The sequence below is a fragment of the Mammaliicoccus sp. O-M54 genome, from assembly GCF_022386035.1.
Classification (GTDB): domain Bacteria; phylum Bacillota; class Bacilli; order Staphylococcales; family Staphylococcaceae; genus Mammaliicoccus; species Mammaliicoccus sciuri_A.
In genome coordinates this window covers 730,186-755,014 of record NZ_JAJNJE010000001.1, presented here as the reverse complement: position 1 = coordinate 755,014, position 24,829 = coordinate 730,186, and the positions used below count along the sequence as shown (strand labels likewise).

Below are 24,829 nucleotides of genomic sequence, written 5' to 3'. Positions count from 1 at the left end.
TCAAAATGACAACTGTACTTGTCATTTTGTTATATATAATTGTCACAACTACTATGTATAAGAATGCATATCTTTGTTAATTTATTAAAATCATATTTACTTATTTGTAATTATATGTGAAAATTAAATAATTACATATTTCAGAATATTTTGAAGGGGGGTATTTTTATGGATCATTTTGGCTTTTGGTCGATTATTCCTCCAATTATAGCCATCATTATGGTATTACTTACAAGAAGTGTTATTGTTTCATTATTTTTAGGATTATTTTCAGGCATACTCTTGTTAACGAGTTTTCATCCAATTTCTTCTTTAAAAAAATTACTTGGAGATTATTTGTACAGCACAGTTGCTGATGAATATAATGCCGGAATACTTATTTTATTAGTGTTTATCGGGGGCTTTGTTGCGTTGCTTGAAAATTCAGGTGGTGCAAAAGCATTTGCGAATCGGTTTATATCTGGTGCGAAAAGTCGTATCAAAATCCAACTTGCTGCTTGGTTTAGTGGTATTATAATATTCTTTTCAGAAATGGGCACACCTTTAATTGTTGGTCCAATTTATGAAAGTTTATTTGATAAAGCGAAGATATCACGTGAAAAATTAGCTTGGATTATTGATTCAACAGCATCTCCAGTTTCTGTAATGGTACCGTTTATTGGTTGGGGCGTTTATATTATGGGTTTAATTGATACAGAATTTAAACGAATAAGTATAGATATGTCCTCATGGGATGCCTTTATGGTTTCATTACCCTACTTTATTTATCCAGTCCTTGCGGTATTAATCGTTCCTCTTATTATTTTATTAAAATTAGATTTCGGACCTATGAAAGCAGCTGAGGATCGAATAATGAATACTGGACAAATTTATTGGGACAATGCGAAACCATTAAGAGAAAGTGTGGAAGTCGATAAAGATGTTGAAAATAAAAGTAAACCTATTTTAATTTGGTTACCTATCGTCATCTTAATTGTTTCATTGTTTACATTATTAGCACCAAAAGGCTTTCCATTCCAGAGTGTGGAAGGAAAAGATTTCAGAATAGCTTTAAGTTTATCTTATTTCTTTGCTGCTATTTCTATTATCTTATTAATGTTATTTTATAAAGTTAAAACTATTAGCCAGTCATTAAATATTTATACTTCCGGTATGAAAAACATGACAGATATTTTAGTTATTTTAGTATTAGCTTGGTCATTAGGCGGTGTATTAGACAAATTAGGAACGGCTAACTACATCGTTCAAGTCATTGATGGCACGATACCACCTGCTATAGTACCTGCTTTAATATTCCTAGTTGGTGCATGTATGTCTTTCGCAAACGGAACATCTTGGGGTACATTTGCAATTATGTTACCTCTCGCAATTCCATTAGGGTATCATTTAGACATTTCGTTAGCAGTTTGTATAGGAGCCGTTATTTCTGGAGGTATCTTTGGCGATCATAGTTCTCCAATATCAGATACGACCATATTATCATCAACAGGTGCTGGTGCTGACCATAAAGATCACAACAAGACCCAAGTACCGATTGCTATATTTAATGGCGTTGTAACAACGATTGCCTTACTTGTTACAAGTATGATTGATTTTAAATTCACACTTATTTTAGCTATCTTATTCATGATTTGTGGCGTCCTCATTATTAATCAAGTTCAGAAATATCGGTATAATCATTAAAAAAGAGGTGGGATTTTTCCCACCTCTTTTCATTATATCCATTTAAGCGCTCTAAAAATTTGTTCAGTTTGTTGTTCAATGAGTTTATCACCATTATTCATAGCATCTTCTAAAGTCATAGGACCATTAGCAATACTAAATGCCGCAGTTAAACCTTGTTCATAAAGTGCTGATAATGGCATCTCAACCGTACCACCAATTGCGATAACAGGTATTTGATAAGATTTTGCAATTTGTGCAATTCCTGATATGACTTTACCACCAGAAGTTTGACCATCTATTTTGCCTTCACCAGTGATAATCAAGTCTATTTCATTCTCATTAATAATATCTTTAAAATTCACAAAATCTACTACAAGTTCAATACCTCTTTTTAATTCTGCATTTAAGAACGCTAACATGCCACCTGCTGTTCCACCTGCAGCGCCAGCACCTTCTATATTGCTTATTACTTTGCCTTTAATTGTCTTAATAACATCTGCAAAATGAATAAATGATTGATCTAGCCTTTCAACGATTTCTGGAGTTGCACCTTTTTGAGGACCAAATATATAACTCGCCCCTTGTTTACCAACGAATGGATTCGTCACATCGCAAGCAATTTCAAATTTCACATCATGTATTTGTGGCATCACATTTGATTCATCTATCGTAACAATGTTATAAATATGTTCTGCACCTAATGGTATATCTACACCATTTTCATCTACAAATTGATAACCTAATGCTTGTAACAAACCAATTCCCGCATCATTTGTAGCACTTCCACCTAAGCATACAATAAAATGTTTAATACCTTTTTCAATGGCATCTTTAATAAGTAAGCCTGTTCCATAAGTGGTCGTATGTAAAGGATTAAGTTCTTCTTGTTTTAGTAAATCAATCCCTGAACTTGTTGCTAGTTCTATAATAGCTGTCTTTCCATCGCCAGTTATACCATAACTTGATTGTAAAGGTCTTGATAACGGATCTATACTATTAACTTCTACTACTGTTCCTTTAGTTGCTTGCACTAAATTAATCATCGTACCTTCTCCACCATCTGCCATTGGAAGAAGAAACGTTTTAGTTTCAGGATCTACTGTTAAAATGCCACGTTCTATCGCTTGCGCAGCACTGAGTGCATCTATACTACCTTTAAAGGAATCTGGTGCAATTAATACTTTCATGAATAACGCCACCTTCTTAAGATTTCGTTCTATTTATATGTTACAGAAAAATTATAAAATTAACAGATTTAATTAATAAAATGGGAAGAATATTGGTAATAGAATCATTGAAACAATGATAGATAAAATAATTAGTGGGATACCCGCTATAGCATAGTCTTTAAACTTAAATCCACCAAGACCATAAACCATTGTATTGGCAGGCATACCAATTGGTGTTGCAAATGCTAGTGAACCACCGATTACAGTCGCCATTAATACAGCGCTAGGATCAGCTCCCATACCATTTGCTATAGAAATACTAATCGGAACTAATAATGCAGTTGTTGCTGTGTTAGACATAAAATTCGTCATAGTAGCAGATAACACGAGTATAACAAATAATAATACATACGGAGACGGGTCTTTACCTAATGTACTCATTAATGAACTGGCTATCACCTTTCCTGCACCAGATACTTGAATAGCATTTGCTAAAGCAAGTGAACCTACAAATAACAGTATCGTATTCATATCGATTGATCTCATTGCTTTTTTCTCAGGAATAACTCTTGTCGCTATTAATACTAAAGCACCGATCCATGCAGAAACATGCAACGCAATACCAATTTGCTGTTCAAAAATCATTGCAATAACAGTTAAAATCAATACGCCTAAAGACATAACTTGTTTCCATTTTGGAACCTTTGAATAATCAACTTCTTGTGCATATATTGAATCTTCTTCAAGATCGACTTCTTCTCTTTTAGGTAATAATTTATGTCCAATTAAAGTGAAATATAATATACCGATAATCAGAATTGGTAATCCTACTTTTGCATATTCAAAAAATCCAAATCCATCACCTATTTGTTTAAGCGCTGATTGTGCAATCATGTTACCAGGTGCACCAATTAAACTTAAGTTACCACCCATTGCAGCTGCAAAAACTAATGGTAATAGTAAAGTAGATCTTGAAAAACCGGATTTTGCTGCAATACCAATTACAACTGGTATTAAAACTGCTGCAGTACCCGTATTAGATAGTACACCTGACATTAAACCAGTTATTAACATTACAGAAATAATTAATTGTCTTTCAGTTTTAGCAAATTTTGTGACGATTCCCCCTATTTTTTGAGCCATTCCTGTCTCGAAAAACGCGCCACCAACAATAAACATAGCCATAAATAATAGTACGTTACTATCAACGAATCCTGCAAAAGCTTCTTCAGGTTTAAGTACGCCTGTAATGACTAATCCAATTGCGACGATCATCGCAGTTACTGCTAACGGTATCTTTTCCCAAGCGAACATAACTATTGCAAACACTAAAAATATTAAAGTAATTATTGAACTATCCATACTAAACACCCCTTATTCCAAAATTTGATAGCGTTTTCATTTCAATCATCGTACATTAACGTATACATTAAGTCAATAATTTAGTGAAATATTTTTCTTTTTAAGTTATATGTTGACATTAACGTATACATTATTTAATAATGGATGTATCACAAAGAAACAGGAGGTTATTTATCATGTCACAACAAAAAACATTTAAAATTGCTGTCATTCCAGGTGATGGTATTGGTAAAGAAGTTATTAACGAAGGGGTTCGTGTATTAGATCATTTAGCAGAGCAATCCAATAATCAATTTTCATTTGATTTTGATTACTTCCCTTGGGGATGTGAGTATTATTTAGAAAATGGTCGCATGATGGCGGAAGATGGGCTAGAAACATTAAAAGACTATGATGCTATATACTTTGGTGCTGTTGGGTTCCCAAATGTTCCCGACCACATTAGCTTATGGGGATTGAGAATTGCTATATGCCAAGGATTTGACCAGTGGGCTAATATTCGTCCAGTTGAATTTTTACCAGGTGTTGAAAGTAAATTAAATCATCCTGATGTTGAATCTTTAAATTGGGTACTCATCCGTGAAAATTCTGAAGGTGAATATTCAGGTGTTGGTGGTCGTAACTTTACTGGTAGAGGTGAAGGAAATGAAGTAGCCGTTCAATCATCTTTATTTACAGAAAAAGGCTGCGAACGTGTTATTAGATATGCTTTTGAAACTGCAAGAAAGCGTAAACGTAAAAAAGTAACAAGTGTTACTAAAAGTAATGCGCAACAATATGGGATGGTATTATGGGATGATGTATTTAAACGCGTGAGCAAAGAATATCCTGATGTGGAAACTGATCAATGGTTAGTTGATGCTATGGCGGCACACTTTGTGTTACATCCAGAAGATTTAGAAGTCGTAGTTGCATCTAACTTATTAGCAGATATTTTATCTGACTTAGGTAGTGCATTAGCAGGTAGTTTAGGTATTGCAGCAAGTGCAAACTTAAATCCAGATCGTCGTTATCCAAGTATGTTTGAATCAGTTCATGGTTCTGCACCAGATATTGCTGGTAAAGGTATCGCAAACCCTATTGGAGCTATTGGTAGTGCAGCATTAATGTTAGATCATTTAGGATTAAAAGAAGAAGCAAATCAAGTCAATGAAGCTATTAAGAAAGCGACTGGTTCTGGCGCACTTACAATAGACATTGGTGGTAATACAACAACTAAAGAAATGGCAGATTCAATTATTGAGAACTTACATTCAAATGTGAAGCAATAATTTTATTCGTAATCATTTTATATAACCGCACGTCTTTCTGTTATAATGAGAGAAACTCATTTTAAGAAAGACGTGTATTTTTTATTATTTGAATGAGGAGGATACGACATGTCAGAAGAGCATCAAATTGAGTATGATTCTTTAAAAGGAAAACTTCTAGACATCGCTAAACAGTTAGATGAACAGCGATTACCTATTCGTGCTTATCATATATTACGTATTGCGATTAAAAATTTAATACTTGAGCCAGGTCAAACAATTTTAGAAAGAGAAATTGCTGAAGCTTTAGAAATGAGTCGCACACCTGTTAGAGAGGCGTTAGTGAGACTACAAACTGAAGGATTACTGACCTTAATTCCGAGGCGTGGCTTTCATATCAATCCGATAAAAAAGCATGATTTGAAGGAAATCTATGAAATTACTGAAACATTAGATGGTTTGGCAGTAGAATTAGCGACAACTAAAGTGACAGAAGAAAATATAGCACATTTAAAGCATTTAATAGAATTACAACAAGAACAACTTGAACAAAATAATTTATACGAATGGTCGATATTAGATGATCAATTCCATGCAGATTTAATTAGTTTTGCAAATAATACACGCTTAAGTAGCGTTATTAATATTCATGCAGACCAATTATTTAGAGCTAGATTATTCACAATAAATGATCGTCCTGTTCCATATCAATCTATCGTTGAGCATAAAGCGATTATTGCATGCATAGAAGCTAAAGATAAGCATGCAGCACGATTAGCTATGCAATCTCACAGAAAAAGATCGTGGGGAGAAATTGTTCATTCATTAAATGACTAGATTAAAAAACCATAAACTTTACTCAAAAATTGTTTATGGTTTTTCTTTATACTTTATTTTATTGATGAGTATAAGTTAAATCCCAACCTATACCAAATTTATCTATTACTTTTGCATATGTCTGACCCCAGAAAGTTTGTCCAAGTTCCATTTGAACTTGTCCACCTTCTTTAAAGATATTATAAACTTCATTAATTTGTTCTTCTGTTTCAAATTCTAAAACAACATATATATTGTGATTCTTATGAAGTGAATCATCGTCATTTGGTATATCAGAAAACATAAATAAATGACCATTAACTTCTAATTGTGCATGTATAATTCTATTAGGATCTTCGGAGGCATCTACACCTGCGTCACCATAAGTTTGTGATTCTCTTACGCTTCCATCTAATGCTTCACTATAAAACGCTAACGCTTCTTCGCAAGTTCCGTTAAAGTAAAGATAAGGTGTAACTTGTTTAATCACCATGCACCACTCCCCATATTTGATTGTTAATCAAAATAAGTATATAAATGTGCAAAGAGTTTGTCAAATGTTAATAAAGTTTACATTTTTAACACATAGTGATTATTTTCTGTATTTCATCTATGATCGACTAGATTATGAATACTTTCTTCTTGTCTTCTATTTGAGTGATTTACACTCATTTCATTAGAAAGCAATGCTAATGCTTCATCACGTTCACGTTCAAATGTATCTATAAATAAATTCAGTTCACGAGCTCGTTCTGGCACGAGTTGTGAAAGTGAAATATTTAATGCTGAATACTTCTCATGTTTATCACTTAACTGTTCTGTAAAACTCCAGATTACTCTAAATATATCCATCGTAATATTCGTGCCATCTTTTAAAGTATAAGTTTTAGAGATTGTATTGACATTACTTTTCAGTGAAAAAGCAATTGTCTTAACTAATAAATTTCTAGATCTTAATTGCTTTGTTAAACGTTCCACTTGTTGAAGAATGATTTCTTTCATCTCATAATATTGGTATTGTTTCTCAAGCGCGACTTCACATTTAATGTTCGGATTATAAATACTATGCGCTTCTCGTACAGTATTAGTATCTATTCCATTGCTGATTAAATTCAATTCCTTACCCATCGTTCCATATAATTGTGTTAATTTATTAACTGGATAGCGTGCTAAATCTCCAACAGTATATAAACCAAGCTCATTTAATTCCTTTTCTAACCGATCATTTATCCCCCACACTTTATGCAATGGATGTATCGGCCACACTTTATCTCTTATATCGCTATAATTTAATACTCTAATTGATTGATCATGTTGGTAAGACTCGCTATCTAAAGCCAACTTGCTCAGCAACATATTCGGTCCAATACCTATATGACAATTCAATTGTGTTTCTTGTTCAATTTCAGTTCGGATCCTTGCAGCAAATTCAATTGGATTATCACAATATTGTTTATAATAATCTGTCACATCGATAAAAATTTCATCTACACGATGTTGTTGGATATCATCTGCATGTACATATTTAAGTAATACTTTATAAATAGCATTTGCATAGTTTATATATTGTTTCATATTTGGATTGATAATAAAGATATCATTTCTATGTGGTATTTCAAATAGTCTTGAACCAGTCTTGATTCCTAATTCTTGTAACGGCTCAGTAGCAGAAATAACGATAGCGCCTTGCCTTTTCGTATCTGAAATAACAGCTAATTTATATTCATTGGGGTTAATACCTTTAGAAACACATGACACATTTGCAAAAAAATTATGATGACTTAAACATAAAATATATCTCTCTTGGAAATCACTGTAATTGTACATCACATCACCTCCCAGAACATTTGTTTGTATTATCATTATATACGAACACATGTTCTATTTCAAGAGATTTATTTGTCTAAATAAAAAAGTCCTACAAAGATTAACCTCTTATAGGTCTACTTTATAGGACTTCATTATAAGTTATCGTACTATACTTAATTTTTCTTCGTCGTCAGCGCCAATTGACTGATCAATATGAACATGTGTCTTTAAAAATATTTCTTCTGGCTCGCCTTTGAATTCAATTTGTTCTAATTTAAATTCAAATTCGTATTCTTGATGGTCTTTCTTCTTAATCAAGAAGGATTGATTAACTTTATGCTTATGCAATTCATAATCAAATTCCGAAAAATCACTATCCTCATTTTGATTATTGACGCGTTCAATAAGTGACAATTCAATATATTTAACTTCTAAATCACATGAACCGCCTTTAAATATTACTTTACCTTTTATGGGCTCTTCTTCATTAAAAGTCATTTTTTCTAAACGCGTATCGATTGTTAGATTACCGACACCTATAGAGGTAAGTAACTTTTCAAACATAATACAAATCCCCCTTAATCTTCATTAAAGATAGTTTAACTCGATTAAACTAAAATTTAAAGTGATTAAAGAGGATTTTTTTAATTATAATTTATATTTTTTAACAAACGTCAATTTTCAACATAAACTTACTTATATAATCCTAAAGCTTTCGAAGTAGATGTATTAATTTCATTAAATAAATCTGGATTATCAGATAAATTTGTTCTAAATGAAGGAATCATTTGTTTAATTTTATCTTCCCAGTTTACAAATTCATTAGGGAAACATTTTTCAAGTAACTGCAACATAACATGTACAGCAGTAGAAGCACCTGGAGAGGCACCTAATAATGCAGAAATAGAGCCATCTTCACTTGTTACAAGTTCAGTACCAAATTGTAATGTACCCTTTCCGCCTTCTTTTGTATCTTTAATGACTTGTACACGTTGACCAGCAATTACAATATCCCAATCTTCTAACTTAGCAGTCGGTATAAATTCTTTTAGTTCTTCTAGACGCTTTTCATCTGACAATAAGACTTGTTCTACTAAATATTTCGTTAATCCCATTTCTTTTAAACCAGCTGATAACATCGTAAAGATATTATTCGGTTTCACTGAACCAAATAAATCTAAGTTTGAACCAGTTTTTAAGAATTTAGGTGAGAAACCAGCAAATGGTCCAAATAATAATGAACGCTTACCTTCAATGTATCTAGTATCTAAATGTGGTACTGACATTGGTGGCGCGCCAACTTTTGCTTTACCGTATACTTTAGCATCGTGTTTAGCAATAATTTCTTCATTATTACATACCATAAATAAACCACTAACTGGAAAACCTCCAATATTAGAAGCTTCTTTTATGCCTGTTTTTTGTAAAAGTGGTAAGCTACCGCCACCAGCACCGATAAACACAAATTGAGTATTGTGATATTCAACCTTTTTAGTTTCGGCATTATAGATTTTTAATTGCCATGAATTATCTTCATTTCTTCGAATATTCTGAACAGAATGATTATAATTTAACTCTACGCCTTGGTCTTTTAAGTCACTTAATAGTGAGCGTGTTAAATTCCCAAAGTTTACATCTGTACCAGATTCAATTTTAGTTGCGGCAATTCTTTCATCTTGAGAACGCCCTTCCATCATAAGTGGCATCCAATGCTTTAACGTTTCAAAATTATCTGTAAACGTCATACCATTGAATAATGGATTTTTTGATAATGCATCACATCTATTTTTCAAAAATTGTACATTTTTGTCTCCATACACAAAACTCATATGTGGTACAGGACGAATAAATGATTGTGGATCTGTTAAACTACCTTTGTTTACTAAATATGTCCAAAATTGCTTTGATAATTGAAATTGTTCATTTATTTGAATTGCTTTATCAATATTAACTGAACCATCCGCCTCTTCTTTAGTATAATTCAATTCACATAATGCTGAATGACCAGTTCCCGCGTTATTCCATTCGTTAGAACTTTCTTCAGCAGGTTTTGATAATTTTTCAAATAATTTAATTTCTAAGTTTGGTGATAATTCTTTAAGCATTGTACCTAAAGTAGCACTCATAATGCCTCCACCAATTAATATTACATCTGTTTTCTTATGTAAAGCATTCATAATTAACTACAGAGCCCCTTTCAATATTAACCATTTCGACTAAATATATGTCCATAAAAAATATACAAATGAATAATTTGTATGAATTAATCTATGTATTACTACTATTATAAACCTTATACTTTCATTTAAAAAGTGACAACAAGTGCACAATGTGTAATAAGTTAATTTTATTATTAAGTTACATTAAAATAGTCGAGAATTAGTATAACTTAATTAATATATCTATATAAATAGTATAACACATTCCCTAAATGATGGTTTAAAAAAATTCTATTAACATTTATAGTTTACATAATATTATTATGATATTTACATAAAAATACTTATATTATAAAAAATTTGGGTATTATAGTGGTATAATCAAAACAAAAATATTTTAAAGGAGTTTTTTATGAAAGCTTTCATTAATTTACTTAAAAAAGGAAGCAAGTCTTCGCTTTCTGCTGCAATTGTTAACTTTATTCTAGGTTGTTTAAAGTTATTCGCTTTTATCTTTACAGGAAACATTGCGATGTTTGCTGAAATGATGCACTCTTTCGGTGATGCAGCAAACCAACTTTTCGTATTTTTAGGATCAGCATTTTCTAAAAGAAGTCCTAATGAGAAGTTTCCTCTTGGATACGGAAGATTAATTAACCTCGTCTGTTTAATAGCAGTTATTATTGTAGGTATTTTATCTTACGAGACAGTTAAAGAAGGTTTTCACCATATTGTCCATCCCAATGAAACTGGCGGACCAATATTATTCTTCTGGATTAATATCGCTGTTCTAGCTATCGGTATTATTTTAGAAGGTAGTGTTTTAAGAAAAGCTGGTAAAGAAATTTTGGAAGAAGCTGGTGAAAGCAGTAAAGGATTATTGACACCATTTACTAAAAGTTATTTACTGATTGGTAAAGCAAAACCTGCAACAAAATTAGTATTCATGGAAGATACTGTTGCTACTGGCGGTGGTATTATTGCCGTTCTTTCAATAATTATCGCAAGATTAACAGGATTGGGTATGTTAGAAGGTATTGCTTCAGTCATCATTGGTGTGATGATGTTTGTAGTTGTGGGTATTATCTTCATTGAAAATGCACAAGGCGTTCTTGGTATTGCAGATCATGAATCTGAAATACATGCTTCACGTGTCATATTAGATGATAAAGCAATTAGTGATATTAAAAGACTCGCTGTTATTAAAGAAGGAGAAGCACTTCATATAGAATGTTTATTAGAAGTTAATCACAATTATACACTTAAAGAGTTGTCAGATATCAGAAAACGGATTATATTAAAATTGTTAGACTTATCTCATGTTGAAGATGTGAACATTGAATTCATAGAAGATGACGGTCAAACAGACTGGAATGGAGATAGTGGTCCTTCAGCAAATATTCAATATAATAAGGAGCGTTTATAATGCCAATCGTAAATATTAAATTAATTGAAGGTAGATCTGATGAACAATTGAAAGGTCTTGTAAAAGATGTTACAGAAGCTGTTCATCAAAATGCAAAAGCACCAAAAGAAAATATTCATGTGATTATTGAAGAAATGAAACCTGAACACTACGGTGTTGCTGGTACTCGTAAATCTGATTCATAAGAACTCTATCAATATAAAAAGCAATAAATGGTCACTTTGACCATTTATTGCTTTTTTAGTTTCCTTAATGATTAATCGTTAAGAAATTTCTTAATTGCTTCTTTATTTTTTTCTTTGTCGATTTTTAATACTGCCCCATTTTCAATGTCATTCTCATTTGTATAAGAACCTTTAACAGGGACTGTTAACGTCTTAATATCTTTATCGCCTCTAGCTAAGAAGCTAGCTCCCGTTTTGTAAATAGTTTGATCATCTAAATTGGTATTAACATAACCTCTAGCAATACCAGCTAATTTAGGTGCTTTAACAACTGAATCTACACTCATCAATTCTGATTTTAGTGCAGTCATAACTTGTTGTTGTCTTCTAACACGACCAAAGTCACCTTCTTCATCGTGTCTAAAGCGCGCATAACCTAATAATTCTTTCCCGTTTAAATTATGTTGCCCTTGTTTTAAAGTAACACCAATTTTTGCAGACATATCTTTTTCAACATCGATTGGAACGCCTTTAGGTGCAATTTCATCGACCATTTCTTCAAATCCATCAAAATCGATAATTGCATAGTATTCCGGATCAATATCAAGGTTCTTCTTCAATGTCTTACGTAATAATTCAGGTCCGCCTAATGAATATGCAGTATTAATCTTATAATTACGATAGCCACCTGGGATTTCTGAATAAATATCTCTCATGACAGATACAATTTTGAGATCTTTTTTCAAGTAATCGTATTGAACAATCATAATTGAGTCTGTTCTAGGTTGTGAATTATCTACTTTGCGGTCCTCACCTAATACGAGCACATTTACTTTACCATCATTCCGCGTTGTACTATTGAATTTATGTAATTGCTGCTTTTTACCATTATCTGATGAAACTTTCAAACCAGATTTGTACGAAGCATTAATGTAAAATCCAAGTCCAATTAAAAGTAAGATGATACCTAAGAAAATAAAAGGTCTTTTTTTAATTCTACGCTTTTTTCTTCTTGTAGGTATATTCGTTTGACGATTATCTTCAGTTTCTGATTGATTATGCGAAGTCATTGTTACCAACCTTTTATCTTCAAAATTGAGTCTAATTATATTATAATGAGACTCATACATTAAGTTAACCAATTTATATACTAAAAATCAAGAAAAATTGCAAAGCTAACTTAAAAATAAGACTTGAGACTGAATAAAGGATGGTAAAAATATCATGAATATGAATAAAGCGTATTTTGCAGGAGGATGCTTTTGGTGTATGGTTAAGCCATTTGACCAATATGAAGGAATAGATAAAGTGACTTCAGGTTATATGGGTGGAACAACTGAAAATCCTACATACGAAGAAGTAAAAAAGGGTGATACCGGACATTATGAAGTTGTCGAAATCCAATATGATGTAGCTTTATTCTCATATAATAGACTGCTAGAAATATATTTTGCAATTATTGACCCTACTGATGCTCATGGACAATTCCAAGACAGAGGTACGCAATACGAAACAGCTATTTTCTATACAAATGATGATCAGAAGAAACTTGCTGAACAATATATCGAACAACTCAATAAAGAATTACCAGAGGGAAAATCAGTCGTTACAAAACTATTACCATATAAGCCTTTTTATAAAGCTGAAGATTATCATCAAGATTTCTATAAGAAGAATCCTGAAAGATATCAAGAAGAACAAACAATTAGACAAAGTTTAAAATAAACAAGTATAGCATAACAGTATCGTATACAATTATGCTATACTGTTATTTTTATATAACATCTATCAGTATTTAAGATATAAAAGGAGAACATTATGGAACAATGGATTACTGATTTTATGACGCATTATGGATATATCGGTGTCTTCATACTCGTATTTTTAGAATATGTTATACACCCCTTCCCTTCTGAAATCATATTAACATTTGCAGGCTTCATGACATCACAGTCAGAGTTGAATATCATAATTGTATGTTTACTTACAATTTTAGGAGCCGTACTCGGAGCACTTGTATTATACAGTATTGGTGCATTTATAGGAGAAGAACGTTTATATAAATTTATACATAAACGAGGCAAATATATAGGTATCAAAACACAAGACTTAGATAAGACCATTCAATGGTTAGATAAATATGGACATTGGGCTATCTTTTTAGGACGCTTTATCCCAATCGTCAGAACGCTCATTTCATTACCTGCTGGTATAACTAAAATGAACTTACCCGTATTTATACTTTTAACAGCAATCGGTACAGGTATGTGGAATATATTTCTAATTATGCTCGGTAAAATGCTTGGTAATCACTGGCATCAAATTCTCGTATATGTAGGTATGTATTCTAAAGTGTTTATCGTGATTATCGCAATAGCAGTACTGTACGTCTTATACTTATGGTATAAACGCATTAAAGAAACACGTGTTAATTAAATAAAAAATAAAACTTTCATAACCCCTTTTTTATGGATTGGTTATGAAAGTTTTTTGTATTCTATAAATATGTATTTTTAGTTTTTATAGTTTGAAATTTCGATTAAATTATTATCAGGATCTCTTAAATAAACAGAATTGATTTCACCAAGGGCACCAACTTTATCGATTGGCCCTAACTCAATGTTAACGTTATGATTATTTAAATGAGATACAACTTCTTCAATACTAGTTTTAGTTATTAAACATATATCAGCTGAACCTGCCATTGGGTTATGAGCGCTAGGTTTAATGATATTATGTTCGCTATGCAAGTTAATTTTTTGATTCCCAAACTTTAAAGCTTTTCTATTTTCCCCAAATTCAATAATTTCCATTCCTAATATGTTGCTATAAAAATCCAATGTCTTTTCAATATTAGAAACAGTCAAAACAATATGATCGATTCCTTCTATTTTCATTATTTTTCCTCCTTTTTCATATTTCTTCCCATATATATTTTTGCTTCTTGAATAAATAAATCAATGAGATTGTTATCCCAATTTTTCTTCTTTGTTAAAGCGAATGAATAAAAAGTAGGAAATTGATCATTTCCCTCTATGATTTTTAACTTATTTGAATTTATTTCTTTCTCTACAGTTCTATATGGCAATACACTAAATCCCATATCATCTATTAAAAATGTCTTAATTGCATCTATACTCCATAATTCTGTTGTTTTAGAAACTTCCTTTAAGTTACTACTTAAAAAATCTTCAAACATCGTGCGATAAGTACTGTCTTTTTCGTTTATTACAAAATGATTATACCGTTTACTACTTAACAACTCATCTAATGTATCTGGAGCAGAATGATGTGCCACAATAACAATTTCATCATCACTTAATTTATGTTTTTTTATGGTATTATTTTGGATTCCAGTATTGATCACAAAAGCTATATCTACTTCACCATTCATAAGTAATGCTTGATTTTTACTACAAGTATTATTAAGCAAATCAAATTCTGTATTTGGAAATTTTTCTAAAAATATTTTTATAACTTCACTTAATCCTGTTGTAACTAGTGATTCGGGTGCTGCTATTTTTAATTTATGAGTCATGTCCTCGTTCGATAATTTAATAATTTGATCGTGTGTCGAAATATAGTCATTAACTAAAGGTAATATTTTTAAAAGAAACTCACTTTCAATCAATTTTTTATTTGAGTATATAAATAATTCATTTTTCAATTCTGCTTCCAACTGATTAATTTGTTGAGATACATTTGATTGCGTATAGTTTAGTATTTCTGCTGTTCTTGTATAACTCTTCGTTTCTATAAGTGTCTTTAAAATTTTTAACTGCTTTATATTCATTCAATCACCTATTAATTTTATTAATGTATTAATAATAACATTAATTTCACTTATAACCAAAAAGACATTAAAATTTATATAGAGGTGAAGAACATGTCTGCGTTTTTAATTTATGTTTTTGTAACATCTATTACGCCAGGTCCAAGTAATATTTTTATTATGAATTCTACAAAAAAACATGGTTTATTAGGTGCAAAAAAATTTATATTTGGTATATTAGCAGGTTTTTTATTTTTAGCTATTTTAGCTTCTATTTGTTTATACTTATTTGAAGAATATATTGAAGCAGTTGAACAAACACTGAAAATATTTGGATTTGTATATTTATTGTATCTATCCTATAAAACGTTTACTGCTAGTAAAAACGATGAAACTGGTGATGTATATTCTACTTTTAAAGCAGGATTTTTATTACAAATTTTAAATATGAAAACATTATTATTTTATATCACGTTACTAGGTGTTTTTATTATCCCTAATTCCAATAACAAACCATTTGTATATATGGTATTAACAATTATTATTGGGTGGGGTTGCCTTATTGTATGGGGCGTATTAGGACACTATTTAAAAAGATATCTCAATAAATATCATTATATATTTAATACTGTTATGTCATTATTAATCCTATACTCCGCATTTAGTATTTTCTATTAATGAATAAAAGTAAGATTTAACTAAAAAACATAATGTACAATATCATTTTCTGGAATCAATACTTCAATATTTAATGGTAGAGTTATTTGAGACATGTTATAAACTTTATACATAAGGCACCTCGTTGATTTGGTTTTTGTCATGATTAATTAAATTATATGAGAGTGCTTTATTTTTTGTATGAAATTGGAAATTTGTAACGATTTTGTGCTGTGCTGACGCCTGAGGGAATAGTATGTGTGAGAGACTACAGGCTCGAACCATACCCTAGGCAAGCATGCACGAACAAAATCGTAGATTATAAAAAATAACACCTCATTTTATACTGAATAAATCAGTAGAATGAGGTGTTATTAATTTGAGTTAGGAATTACCTCCCAGACTCTGTTTTTATTTATGATTAATTGTTAATGATACTCTTATTAAATTCCATAATAGCGAACTATATTTTCGATATACTAAATATCTTGGTTCCCATTCTGGATAAAATTTTTGTTTATAATTTCGTAATCCTTGAAAACTATATAATCCATTCATATTTTCAAATACTTTTGCTGCAAATTTTTCTCTTAAATATGCATATTGATTATGTCCTACATTGGATAATGTAGCCATTCCCATATTAAATTGTTTATAGCCTTGTTCTTGTGCCCATAACAACATATGGATATATAAAGCATCCATCATTGGTAGTTCTACTTCTTTGTTCCATCTAATTAGATCTACAGATATGGATTCATTATAGTTCGTATACATTAATGAACAGAAACCTACTATTTCTTTATTATCATTTCTTATAACTGCGATTGGTGCTTTATTTAAATAATCTTCATCAAATGATCCAACTGAGAAGCTCATTTCTCTCTTATCACCTAACCAGCCGTCACTAATAGATTTCAACATATCGATGTCATCTTGTGTATACGGTGCTTCTATAATTTCAAATTGATAGCCTTCTGATGCCATTTTATTATGTGTTGCACGCATACCACGCTTTTTCTTACCAGATAAACTAAATGTTTCTAGATCTATGAGCGCTTCTTCTCCTAATTTGAAAAAGACATTTCCATAATCATGATATAAAGATAGTAATTTACTTTGTACTTGATAGAAAATAATATCATGGCCTAAAAAATGCATTTGATCATAAAATTCTTTTAATACTTCATGATATTTATCCGAATTACCGACTGGATCACCTAACACGATAACTGCATTCATCTTATGTCGATACATAATAAAGACATCTTCATCTTTATTAACATAAAATGATTTATCTCCTGTAAATGCTAAGTGACTCACATATGAACCTTGGTTTTGATCGATAATGTTCTGTATCGTTTCATATGTAGCATTTGTATATAAACTTTTTTGGAATCTTTTTGAAAGAATATAGGTTATGCACATACCGATTAAACATAATATCGCGAGTGCAATTAAGAACATTGTAAATACAGCATATTTATCAAATTTAGTAACTTCATGTGGATATAAATTTAAATAATTTTTAGTGACAATTCTATTGAAGATAAACATTGTTAATATTAATACACCACTTAAAACTATTTTCATAGGTGTCACAATCTTTTTGACAACAAGTGCATTTTTGTAACCGATAAATAATAATATTAAAAGTATCGCTAACCATAAAAATGCAATGATCGTGCTATTCGTTAATATGGATACGACTAACATTACGATGACAGAAATAATGCTCATGAGTATAGAACGCATCGTACCAGACATAACGCCTTTCGCGCAAATCAGTAACATAAGTGTAGAAGCTGTATGTAATGCTAATAAGATTGAATAAAAAGTATAATGATGTGAGTAAATAGCATCATATAAGATTAATATGTGATTAAAATAAAGAACAAATCCTGTAATACCAGATAATAGCCCTAGTGCTAATGTTGGTACTTTGTTCATAAAGTCACTTTGCACAGACTTGATAAACGATGTTGTATCAACAGCTGGTGTATAGAATTTACTTTCTTCGATATATTTTTTAGCGATACTACCAAATTCAAATGTAGATAAACCAAGTGCGATTATAAATGGGAAGAAGTAATAAGCAACTCTATAAAGTAACAACGCTAATAGTACTTTTTCTTCAGGTACGCCAAGTGACTTAATACCTAATAAAATCACTAAATCAAACGCACCAAAGCCCCCAGGTATCATACTAATTAACCCTGATAAGGCTGCAACGACAAATATACCGACTAAGTGTGCGAAGTCTACGTGAATATGTAATGCTTTTAAAATGACAAATAACAAGTAGCTCGCGGCGATCCATTCGAGTGCAGATACAATTGTAAATTTAAATCCAAGCAATCTATCTCGACTTATAGAAGGTTTTAAATACGACACAACTATAAATAATGGAAGAAACAAACTGCCAATATAAATGACAATTTTAGCCCATGAAATATCAGCTAGTAATGCATCCGCATTAAAAACACGAAATACAATAAGTGCACATAATAAACTTAAACCACTTAACATGGATAACAATAATAATGAAACACTTTTAACTAAATCTTTCTTATCTTCAACGTCATTTCTATAAGAGTAAATTCTTAAACCAGCACCTATTAAGCCACCAAAGCCTAAAATACTGTTAAATGTATTGATAATATAACTAATAGATAGTACTTTGTGTATCGGCAAACTGATCTTTAAAGATTGCTTTAACATCATGTCATATAATGATAAAACAGAAACGGAAAGTACACCTAATATAATGATGCCTACAAAATAAAAAGTATTCATTTCTCTAAAAAGAACGATTGTCTTTTTAAAGTCGATTTTCCCTAATTCATTATGCAATACAAATACAACGATGCATAATACGATACATATAAATAAAGCCTTTAATACTGGCAAAATTTTCTTTCGATTTAATAGTCTCATATTCCAACCTTCTTTAATTTTGTAATACTCCCAAATAATACCATATAAATATATAAATTAAAATGTTTAATAAAAGACTGCCATTAAGCTTCAAAAGTTAAAGGCAGTCTATATTTATAGTTTATTCTTTTTCGTATACAACTTCTTCATCTTTAAACTCGTATGGACCTGAGTCATCTTGATAATATTTATTATAACGACGTTTAAATAATGTGAAGAGATGTGTCACAGCTACTTTAATAATAGCGTATGCTGGAATACCTAAAATAACACCAAGTATACCTGCTAAATTACCTGCACATAACAATACAAAGATAATTGTTAAAGGATGAATTTGCATTGTTTTCCCCATAATATTTGGCGAAATAAAATGTCCTTCTAAAAATTGAACTGCAGCCCAAACGATTGCAAGTTTCAATAACATAATTGGTGAATCAATTGCCGCTAAAATAATTGCTGGTGAAATCGCAATTATTGGTCCTAAATATGGTACAACACTTGTCACAGCAGCAATACTTGCTAAAGTTAGTGCATAGTCTAATCCAATGATTGAATAACCAATAAATAGTAATACACCAATACAGAAAGCAACAATCATTTGACCTTGAATATAAGAACCAACTTGAACGTTCATTTTATCAATTAAATCGTGTGTATCTTTTCTGAATTTTGGTGGCATTAATCTAATAAAGTAATTTCTAAACTTTGCACCATCTTTAAGTAAGAAGAATAATACAAATGGGAATGTAATAATGATCACAACAACATGTGTAATTGTAGATACAAATGATTGGAACTTATTACTGAAATCCCCTACTGAATTAGATATTTTCTTAGGAATATCACTAAAGTTTTGTTGGAACCAATTTTGAGCTTGTGTATAGTAATCCGCTACAAATGAATTTTGAGAAAGCTCTTTTAATTTATCACTAAATTCATCGAAATATGTAGGTAAATTTTTAGATAAACTCTCAACTTGATGTTGCACAACAGGTATTAATAACGTCACAATTAGTGTAAATGCTGCGATAATTACACATAATAATATGATAATCCCCCATAATCTAGAGATGTTAAACCTTTCCATAAAATTAATTAAAGGATTAAACAAATAGAATGCAACAAACGCAACAATAATTGGGCCAATTAAAGTTGTAGTAATCGTAACGATAGGTTCAAAAATAAATGAAACATGTTGGAAAATAAATATTGTTAACCCTATCAAAATCAATAATCCTAAAATGAAATAAATATCACGTCCACCGAAAAACTGCATAAAACGTGTTGTTTTATTCAAAGAATTATTGGAATGCTTTTCTTTTTCCAAAATAAGCCCTCCTCTTAAAGATTTATAATCTATTATACCCTAATCATTTCACTTTAAAAACAAAAATTTACATTTATAGTTTACATAATAATATTATAATTATTTTTTAATATATAAAAAGAAGATACACCATGAAGATGTATCTTCTAAAACATAAAAGTCTTATTTAACGACTAAAATTTTATCGCCTTGTTCAACTGAACCTGTTGTTAATACTTCTAATGAAGCATCACCAAGATTTGTAACAACGATTGGTGTAACAGTACTATCAGCATTTTCTTTAATGTAGTCTAAATCTACTTTCATTAATGGTTGACCTTTAACGATATCTGTATCAGCTTCCGCTAAAATTTCAAATCCTTTACCTTCTAATTTAACTGTTTCTAAACCGAAGTGGATTAATAATTCAACACCGTTATTAGATTCTAAACCGATTGCATGTTTTGTTGGGAATGTCATTTTCAATTTACCATCAAATGGTGCAACTACTTCACCAGTTTCAGGAATAATTGCAACGCCATCACCCATCATTTTTTCAGAGAATACTTTATCTGGTACTTCAGAGATATTAACAACTTCACCTTTAATAGGAGCATAAATTGTTGCGCCACCTTCAGCTAAAATAGCAGCACTTTCTTGATCGCCTTCTTCAGTAACAGTTGTTTCATCAGGTTTCGTAATTTCTCCTGAAATGATACGTGCCATATCGTGTTTAATTTGATCTGATTTAGGTCCGAAAATAGCTTGAATATTGTTACCAACTTCAAGTACACCTGATGCACCTAAACTTTTCAGTTCATCTTTGTTTACTTCAGATTTATTTAATACTTCAACACGTAAACGCGTAATACATGCATCTAAATGTTTGATGTTTTCTTTACCACCCATTGCATCTAATACATCGAATGGAAGTTCAGCTACTGAACTGTTGCGTGTTTCAAATTCTTTATCTTCACGACCAGGTGTTTTTAAGTTAAATTTCTTAATAGCAAATGTGAATAAGAAGTAATAAACTAACGCATAAATAATACCTACTGGAATAACAAGTAGTGCATTAGTACGATCCCAATTTAATAATCCGTATAAAACGTAATCGATAAATCCACCAGAGAATGTCATACCGATTTGGATATGTAGAAGATGCATCACTAAGAATGATGTACCTGCTAAAATAACATGAATACCGTATAATATTGGTGCTACGAATAAGAATGAGAATTCTAATGGTTCAGTAATACCTGTTAGGAATGATGTTAAACCTGCAGATAACATTAAACCACCGACAACTTTTTTACGCTCTGGACGAGCTTGACGATAGATTGCATATGCTGCAGCTGGTAAACCAAACATCATAAATGGATATTTACCAGTTGTGAATGCACCAGCTGTAAATGGTACACCGTCTTTAACTTGTGCCATGAATATTCTTTGGTCACCACGAACTAATTCACCAGCAGAATTTACATAGTTACCAAATTCGAACCAGAATGGTGAGTAGAAAATGTGATGCAATCCAAATGGAATTAAAGCACGTTCAATAATACCAAATATAAATGTCGTTAAAGCTAAGTTCTTATCTAATAAGAATGTAGATAAGTTATTTAAGCCATCTTGAATTGGTGGCCATGCAAATGAAAGAATAATACCTGCAATAATTGCCACTACAGATGTGATAATTGGTACAAATCTTTTACCAGCAAAGAATCCTAAGAATGGTGGTAAGTTGATATTATAATATTTGTTGTAACACCATGCTGCAAGAGCACCCATTATAATACCACCAAATACCCCTGTTTGAAGTGTTGGAATACCAAGAACTAATGCGTTTGCTGGATCTTTAGCAGTTTGTCCTAAAGTTTTAGCGCCTTCAGCGTAGCTATAAATATCATCAATTGAAATACCTTTAACAACACCCATTGTTGTATTCATAATAAGGTAACCAACTAATGCTGCTAATGCTGCAACACCATCTCCTCCAGCTAAACCTAATGCAGTCCCGAGTGCGAATAGCAACGGTAAATTATCAAAGATAATTTGACCAGATGATTCCATTACTGAAGCTATCATGACAATAACATCAGATTTTAACCAAGGTGCAATTTCAACGAATTGATCGTTTTGCATTGCATTACCAAACGCAAGTAAAATACCCGCTGCTGGTAAAATCGCAACTGGTAACATTAATGCTTTACCAATACGTTGCAATTGTCCAAAGAACTTTTTAAACATAATTAATACCCTCCTAATTGTTTAACTTTATAAATCACGGCATGAAAAAAGGCATGAGCAAAGAAACTTACCATTACGGTAAAGTCTATTTGCTCATGCCTGATCGTATCAGTAACACGCAATTTATAAGTTATTATTAAAGTGTTGAATATGCATCGTTAAATATGCCAATTCAGATTGATATACCGGCTTCTTCAACTGTGTTTGCATCATCTTCACTATCTTTACAGAAATATTATAGCACAATGGATATTGCGCTTTCAATAGTGTTTCGATATTAGTTGCATCTGGAATTCGTTCATCTGCCAATACTCTTTGAATCGCAAAGTGAAGGTGCCGAACAAAACGACTATAATTAATACTATTTTTGTTAATATCAACTTCTAGGCCTTCTTCTATTATAATGATTGCTTTTTGAATAATCGCTTTTATATTGTGTATATCATGAATTGAATGGTTTACTTCAGCAGAGTGGATATGTAATGCAATAAATCCAGCTTCTGATTCAATAAACTGTAAGTTTAATTTTTCATTTAATGCTTTAACAGCTTTTTCTGCTATTTGATATTCTCTCGGATAAAGCAGTTCAGTCTCTTTTAAAAAAGGATTATGAACATGTATACCTTCTTTAATACGCTTGATTGCAAATAACATATGGTCTGTTAAAGATATTAGTGTCTTTTCACTAACACTTCCACCTAACTGTTTATCGATACCATTTACAACTTCTAATACGATATTAAACACTTCATCATTAGTACCATCTAATAATTGCTTATATTTATTTTTATCATTTTCAGATTCTAATAAATATACCTTTTCGATTAAATCTGTATTAATTTCTTCACCTTGTTTTTTTCCGAAACCAATCCCCTTACCAACTAATATAACTTCTTTATCATAATAATTAGCAACTAACACATTATTGTTTAATGCTTTTTCGATAATGTATTTTCCCATATCTAAAACCTCATTCTGAAGACCTATTACATATTATACATTTGATGATAATATAATGATAGATATATTTTATATCAATAAATACGAGGATGTGCAAACATATGAAAAAGACGAAACTATATATAATAAGTGTTCTTGCTGTTTTATTATTATCTACAATTTTATATCCGAAACATCAAGCCCATGCGGTAACTGAAGAGGCTTGGGATAATGCCGTTACTGTTTATGGTGCAGCATTACAAAACAATTCAAGTGCTAAAGATACAACTTCTAACTTATTAGGCACTAAAAACAGTGACAAGACAACTTACGTTACGGCTGATGACTTAAATAAATACTTAAATATGCAATCATCAAATGATGTCTTAAAATCAAGTATCCGTATTACAAAGACTTCTAAAGGCAGTGGTCTTAACTTAACGATCAATCAAGACCAAGGTCAAATTACAAAAGTAACTAAAGACACATATAAAAATGCTTTAATGACAGCAGGTATTCAAGATGCAGATGTTACAATTGCATCAAGTGAAGATGTAACTGGCGAAAGTGCCTTAGCTGGTGTATACAAAGCATTTGAAGAACAAGGTGAAGAAGTAGATTCAAGCAGAACACAAGTCGCTCAAGAAGAATTATCTACAATTAACCAAATTACTGAAGAAAATAAAGGTCAAGAAGGTTTTTCTCAATCACAATTAAACAAAACAATTGCAGAATCTAAACAAGCTGTAGCTGAAAAATCTGGTAATGTAACAATCAATGAAATCACAAATATCGTCAATCAGAAGATTGAAGACAATGGTTTAACAAATGTTATTAATGATAACCAAATTAATATGATTGTTAATGTTATTGATAAAGCACAAAAAGACGGTGTCTTTAGCGGTGAAAATGCAAAAGACTTTATTAATAACTCAAAAGATTATGTTAATGATTTAGTTAAATCAGATGAATTTAAAGATGCAAAGAAAAAAGCAGAAGACTTAGGTAATGATATTAAAGACAAACTTCAAGACGAAGGTTTCTGGGATAAAATCGTAGCTGCCATCAAAGATATCTTCAATTCAATTGCAAACTTATTTAAATAAATTGAAAACGCCATGGGCTAGTGCCCACGGCGTTTTTTTTAT

Annotated in this window: 22 protein-coding genes; 9 read left to right on the top strand and 13 right to left on the bottom strand. The window is 31.1% G+C overall.

From position 1 onward, the window contains the following. Window positions 1-168: 168 nt before the first annotated feature. Window positions 169-1,683 carry a Na+/H+ antiporter NhaC family protein gene (locus LQ673_RS03755; protein ID WP_191835549.1) on the top strand — a complete coding sequence of 505 codons (1,515 nt, stop codon included), beginning with the start codon at window positions 169-171 and terminating at the stop codon, window positions 1,681-1,683. 32 nt (window positions 1,684-1,715) lie between these two features. On the opposite strand, the gene LQ673_RS03750 is transcribed toward LQ673_RS03755, so the two are convergent. Together LQ673_RS03750 and LQ673_RS03745 are read right to left on the bottom strand one after the other, a co-directional pair. Next, window positions 1,716-2,852: a glycerate kinase gene (locus LQ673_RS03750; protein ID WP_191835548.1), complete on the bottom strand. Its 1,137-nt coding sequence runs from the start codon at window positions 2,850-2,852 to the stop codon at window positions 1,716-1,718. A gap of 72 nt (window positions 2,853-2,924) precedes the next feature. Continuing rightward, on the bottom strand, window positions 2,925-4,196 hold the full coding sequence (locus LQ673_RS03745) for an SLC13 family permease (RefSeq protein WP_037587973.1): 1,272 nt from the start codon (window positions 4,194-4,196) through the stop codon (window positions 2,925-2,927). 176 nt (window positions 4,197-4,372) lie between these two features. On the opposite strand from LQ673_RS03745, the gene LQ673_RS03740 reads away from it, so the two are divergent. Next, entirely contained in the window at window positions 4,373-5,467 is a 1,095-nt protein-coding gene (locus tag LQ673_RS03740; RefSeq protein WP_037587972.1) for a tartrate dehydrogenase, read from the top strand. Between the two features lie 108 nt (window positions 5,468-5,575). Then, window positions 5,576-6,283 (top strand): GntR family transcriptional regulator, encoded by a 708-nt coding sequence (locus tag LQ673_RS03735; RefSeq protein WP_191835547.1) that lies wholly within the window; start codon window positions 5,576-5,578, stop codon window positions 6,281-6,283. A 58-nt stretch (window positions 6,284-6,341) separates the two neighbouring features. On the opposite strand, the gene LQ673_RS03730 is transcribed toward LQ673_RS03735, so the two are convergent. The 4 genes from LQ673_RS03730 to mqo form a co-directional block, all read right to left on the bottom strand. Beyond that, window positions 6,342-6,755: a VOC family protein gene (locus LQ673_RS03730; RefSeq protein WP_191092286.1), complete on the bottom strand. Its 414-nt coding sequence runs from the start codon at window positions 6,753-6,755 to the stop codon at window positions 6,342-6,344. Between the two features lie 113 nt (window positions 6,756-6,868). Beyond that, the gene (locus tag LQ673_RS03725) at window positions 6,869-8,089 is read right to left on the bottom strand and encodes a Y-family DNA polymerase (RefSeq protein ID WP_191835546.1); all 1,221 of its coding nucleotides are present in this window, start codon (window positions 8,087-8,089) and stop codon (window positions 6,869-6,871) included. 141 nt (window positions 8,090-8,230) lie between these two features. Beyond that, window positions 8,231-8,635, bottom strand: a complete 405-nt coding sequence (locus LQ673_RS03720; protein ID WP_025905962.1) for a sporulation protein — start codon at window positions 8,633-8,635, stop codon at window positions 8,231-8,233. A 128-nt stretch (window positions 8,636-8,763) separates the two neighbouring features. Continuing rightward, complete coding sequence (gene mqo, locus LQ673_RS03715) at window positions 8,764-10,248, bottom strand: malate dehydrogenase (quinone) (protein ID WP_037587966.1); 1,485 nt, start codon at window positions 10,246-10,248, stop codon at window positions 8,764-8,766. A gap of 394 nt (window positions 10,249-10,642) precedes the next feature. On the opposite strand from mqo, the gene LQ673_RS03710 reads away from it, so the two are divergent. Beyond that, the gene (locus LQ673_RS03710) at window positions 10,643-11,656 is read left to right on the top strand and encodes a cation diffusion facilitator family transporter (RefSeq protein WP_159316269.1); all 1,014 of its coding nucleotides are present in this window, start codon (window positions 10,643-10,645) and stop codon (window positions 11,654-11,656) included. Further along, on the top strand, window positions 11,656-11,841 hold the full coding sequence (locus LQ673_RS03705) for a 2-hydroxymuconate tautomerase (protein ID WP_037560206.1): 186 nt from the start codon (window positions 11,656-11,658) through the stop codon (window positions 11,839-11,841). The genes LQ673_RS03710 and LQ673_RS03705 overlap by 1 nt, the downstream gene beginning before the upstream one ends. Before the next feature lie 71 nt (window positions 11,842-11,912). Here the strand turns inward: LQ673_RS03705 and LQ673_RS03700 are convergent, their stop codons facing one another. Further along, window positions 11,913-12,890: an LCP family protein gene (locus LQ673_RS03700; protein ID WP_126476733.1), complete on the bottom strand. Its 978-nt coding sequence runs from the start codon at window positions 12,888-12,890 to the stop codon at window positions 11,913-11,915. Between the two features lie 154 nt (window positions 12,891-13,044). Between LQ673_RS03700 and msrA the strand changes: the two genes are divergently transcribed. Together msrA and LQ673_RS03690 are read left to right on the top strand one after the other, a co-directional pair. Then, window positions 13,045-13,545, top strand: a complete 501-nt coding sequence (msrA, locus tag LQ673_RS03695) for a peptide-methionine (S)-S-oxide reductase MsrA (protein ID WP_037587960.1) — start codon at window positions 13,045-13,047, stop codon at window positions 13,543-13,545. A gap of 93 nt (window positions 13,546-13,638) precedes the next feature. Continuing rightward, the gene (locus LQ673_RS03690) at window positions 13,639-14,256 is read left to right on the top strand and encodes a DedA family protein (RefSeq protein ID WP_037587958.1); all 618 of its coding nucleotides are present in this window, start codon (window positions 13,639-13,641) and stop codon (window positions 14,254-14,256) included. Between the two features lie 77 nt (window positions 14,257-14,333). Here LQ673_RS03690 and LQ673_RS03685 read toward each other — a convergent pair whose 3' ends face one another. Then, window positions 14,334-14,717: a VOC family protein gene (locus LQ673_RS03685; RefSeq protein WP_107577652.1), complete on the bottom strand. Its 384-nt coding sequence runs from the start codon at window positions 14,715-14,717 to the stop codon at window positions 14,334-14,336. Continuing rightward, window positions 14,717-15,613 carry a LysR family transcriptional regulator gene (locus tag LQ673_RS03680; protein ID WP_191835545.1) on the bottom strand — a complete coding sequence of 299 codons (897 nt, stop codon included), beginning with the start codon at window positions 15,611-15,613 and terminating at the stop codon, window positions 14,717-14,719. The genes LQ673_RS03685 and LQ673_RS03680 overlap by 1 nt, the downstream gene beginning before the upstream one ends. 93 nt (window positions 15,614-15,706) lie before the next feature. On the opposite strand from LQ673_RS03680, the gene LQ673_RS03675 reads away from it, so the two are divergent. After that, the gene (locus LQ673_RS03675) at window positions 15,707-16,270 is read left to right on the top strand and encodes a LysE family translocator (protein ID WP_191835544.1); all 564 of its coding nucleotides are present in this window, start codon (window positions 15,707-15,709) and stop codon (window positions 16,268-16,270) included. A gap of 390 nt (window positions 16,271-16,660) precedes the next feature. Here the strand turns inward: LQ673_RS03675 and mprF are convergent, their stop codons facing one another. From mprF to glcT, 4 genes are all read right to left on the bottom strand, one after another. Continuing rightward, window positions 16,661-19,186, bottom strand: coding sequence for a bifunctional lysylphosphatidylglycerol flippase/synthetase MprF (mprF, locus tag LQ673_RS03670; protein WP_191835543.1), 2,526 nt, complete (start codon window positions 19,184-19,186; stop codon window positions 16,661-16,663). 121 nt (window positions 19,187-19,307) lie between these two features. Beyond that, complete coding sequence (locus LQ673_RS03665) at window positions 19,308-20,462, bottom strand: AI-2E family transporter (protein ID WP_078099920.1); 1,155 nt, start codon at window positions 20,460-20,462, stop codon at window positions 19,308-19,310. 213 nt (window positions 20,463-20,675) lie between these two features. After that, a complete protein-coding gene (ptsG, locus tag LQ673_RS03660) occupies window positions 20,676-22,742 on the bottom strand; it encodes a glucose-specific PTS transporter subunit IIBC (protein WP_239704619.1) in 2,067 nt (688 codons plus the stop codon). 123 nt (window positions 22,743-22,865) lie between these two features. Next, the gene (gene glcT / locus LQ673_RS03655; protein WP_037587943.1) at window positions 22,866-23,702 is read right to left on the bottom strand and encodes a glucose PTS transporter transcription antiterminator GlcT; all 837 of its coding nucleotides are present in this window, start codon (window positions 23,700-23,702) and stop codon (window positions 22,866-22,868) included. 101 nt (window positions 23,703-23,803) lie between these two features. On the opposite strand from glcT, the gene LQ673_RS03650 reads away from it, so the two are divergent. Further along, window positions 23,804-24,787 (top strand): DUF1002 domain-containing protein, encoded by a 984-nt coding sequence (locus LQ673_RS03650; RefSeq protein ID WP_191835541.1) that lies wholly within the window; start codon window positions 23,804-23,806, stop codon window positions 24,785-24,787. Window positions 24,788-24,829 lie beyond the last annotated feature (42 nt).

Bases quoted from the DNA above. Each gene is read 5' to 3' on its own strand.
- LQ673_RS03755 (WP_191835549.1), top strand. From the start codon at position 169: ATGGATCATTTTGGCTTTTGGTCGATTATTCCTCCAATTATAGCCATC.
- LQ673_RS03750 (WP_191835548.1), bottom strand. From the start codon at position 2,852: ATGAAAGTATTAATTGCACCAGATTCCTTTAAAGGTAGTATAGATGCA.
- LQ673_RS03745 (WP_037587973.1), bottom strand. From the start codon at position 4,196: ATGGATAGTTCAATAATTACTTTAATATTTTTAGTGTTTGCAATAGTT.
- LQ673_RS03740 (WP_037587972.1), top strand. From the start codon at position 4,373: ATGTCACAACAAAAAACATTTAAAATTGCTGTCATTCCAGGTGATGGT.
- LQ673_RS03735 (WP_191835547.1), top strand. From the start codon at position 5,576: ATGTCAGAAGAGCATCAAATTGAGTATGATTCTTTAAAAGGAAAACTT.
- LQ673_RS03730 (WP_191092286.1), bottom strand. From the start codon at position 6,755: ATGGTGATTAAACAAGTTACACCTTATCTTTACTTTAACGGAACTTGC.
- LQ673_RS03725 (WP_191835546.1), bottom strand. From the start codon at position 8,089: ATGTACAATTACAGTGATTTCCAAGAGAGATATATTTTATGTTTAAGT.
- LQ673_RS03720 (WP_025905962.1), bottom strand. From the start codon at position 8,635: ATGTTTGAAAAGTTACTTACCTCTATAGGTGTCGGTAATCTAACAATC.
- mqo (WP_037587966.1), bottom strand. From the start codon at position 10,248: ATGAATGCTTTACATAAGAAAACAGATGTAATATTAATTGGTGGAGGC.
- LQ673_RS03710 (WP_159316269.1), top strand. From the start codon at position 10,643: ATGAAAGCTTTCATTAATTTACTTAAAAAAGGAAGCAAGTCTTCGCTT.
- LQ673_RS03705 (WP_037560206.1), top strand. From the start codon at position 11,656: ATGCCAATCGTAAATATTAAATTAATTGAAGGTAGATCTGATGAACAA.
- LQ673_RS03700 (WP_126476733.1), bottom strand. From the start codon at position 12,890: ATGACTTCGCATAATCAATCAGAAACTGAAGATAATCGTCAAACGAAT.
- msrA (WP_037587960.1), top strand. From the start codon at position 13,045: ATGAATATGAATAAAGCGTATTTTGCAGGAGGATGCTTTTGGTGTATG.
- LQ673_RS03690 (WP_037587958.1), top strand. From the start codon at position 13,639: ATGGAACAATGGATTACTGATTTTATGACGCATTATGGATATATCGGT.
- LQ673_RS03685 (WP_107577652.1), bottom strand. From the start codon at position 14,717: ATGAAAATAGAAGGAATCGATCATATTGTTTTGACTGTTTCTAATATT.
- LQ673_RS03680 (WP_191835545.1), bottom strand. From the start codon at position 15,613: ATGAATATAAAGCAGTTAAAAATTTTAAAGACACTTATAGAAACGAAG.
- LQ673_RS03675 (WP_191835544.1), top strand. From the start codon at position 15,707: ATGTCTGCGTTTTTAATTTATGTTTTTGTAACATCTATTACGCCAGGT.
- mprF (WP_191835543.1), bottom strand. From the start codon at position 19,186: ATGAGACTATTAAATCGAAAGAAAATTTTGCCAGTATTAAAGGCTTTA.
- LQ673_RS03665 (WP_078099920.1), bottom strand. From the start codon at position 20,462: ATGCAGTTTTTCGGTGGACGTGATATTTATTTCATTTTAGGATTATTG.
- ptsG (WP_239704619.1), bottom strand. From the start codon at position 22,742: ATGTTTAAAAAGTTCTTTGGACAATTGCAACGTATTGGTAAAGCATTA.
- glcT (WP_037587943.1), bottom strand. From the start codon at position 23,702: ATGGGAAAATACATTATCGAAAAAGCATTAAACAATAATGTGTTAGTT.
- LQ673_RS03650 (WP_191835541.1), top strand. From the start codon at position 23,804: ATGAAAAAGACGAAACTATATATAATAAGTGTTCTTGCTGTTTTATTA.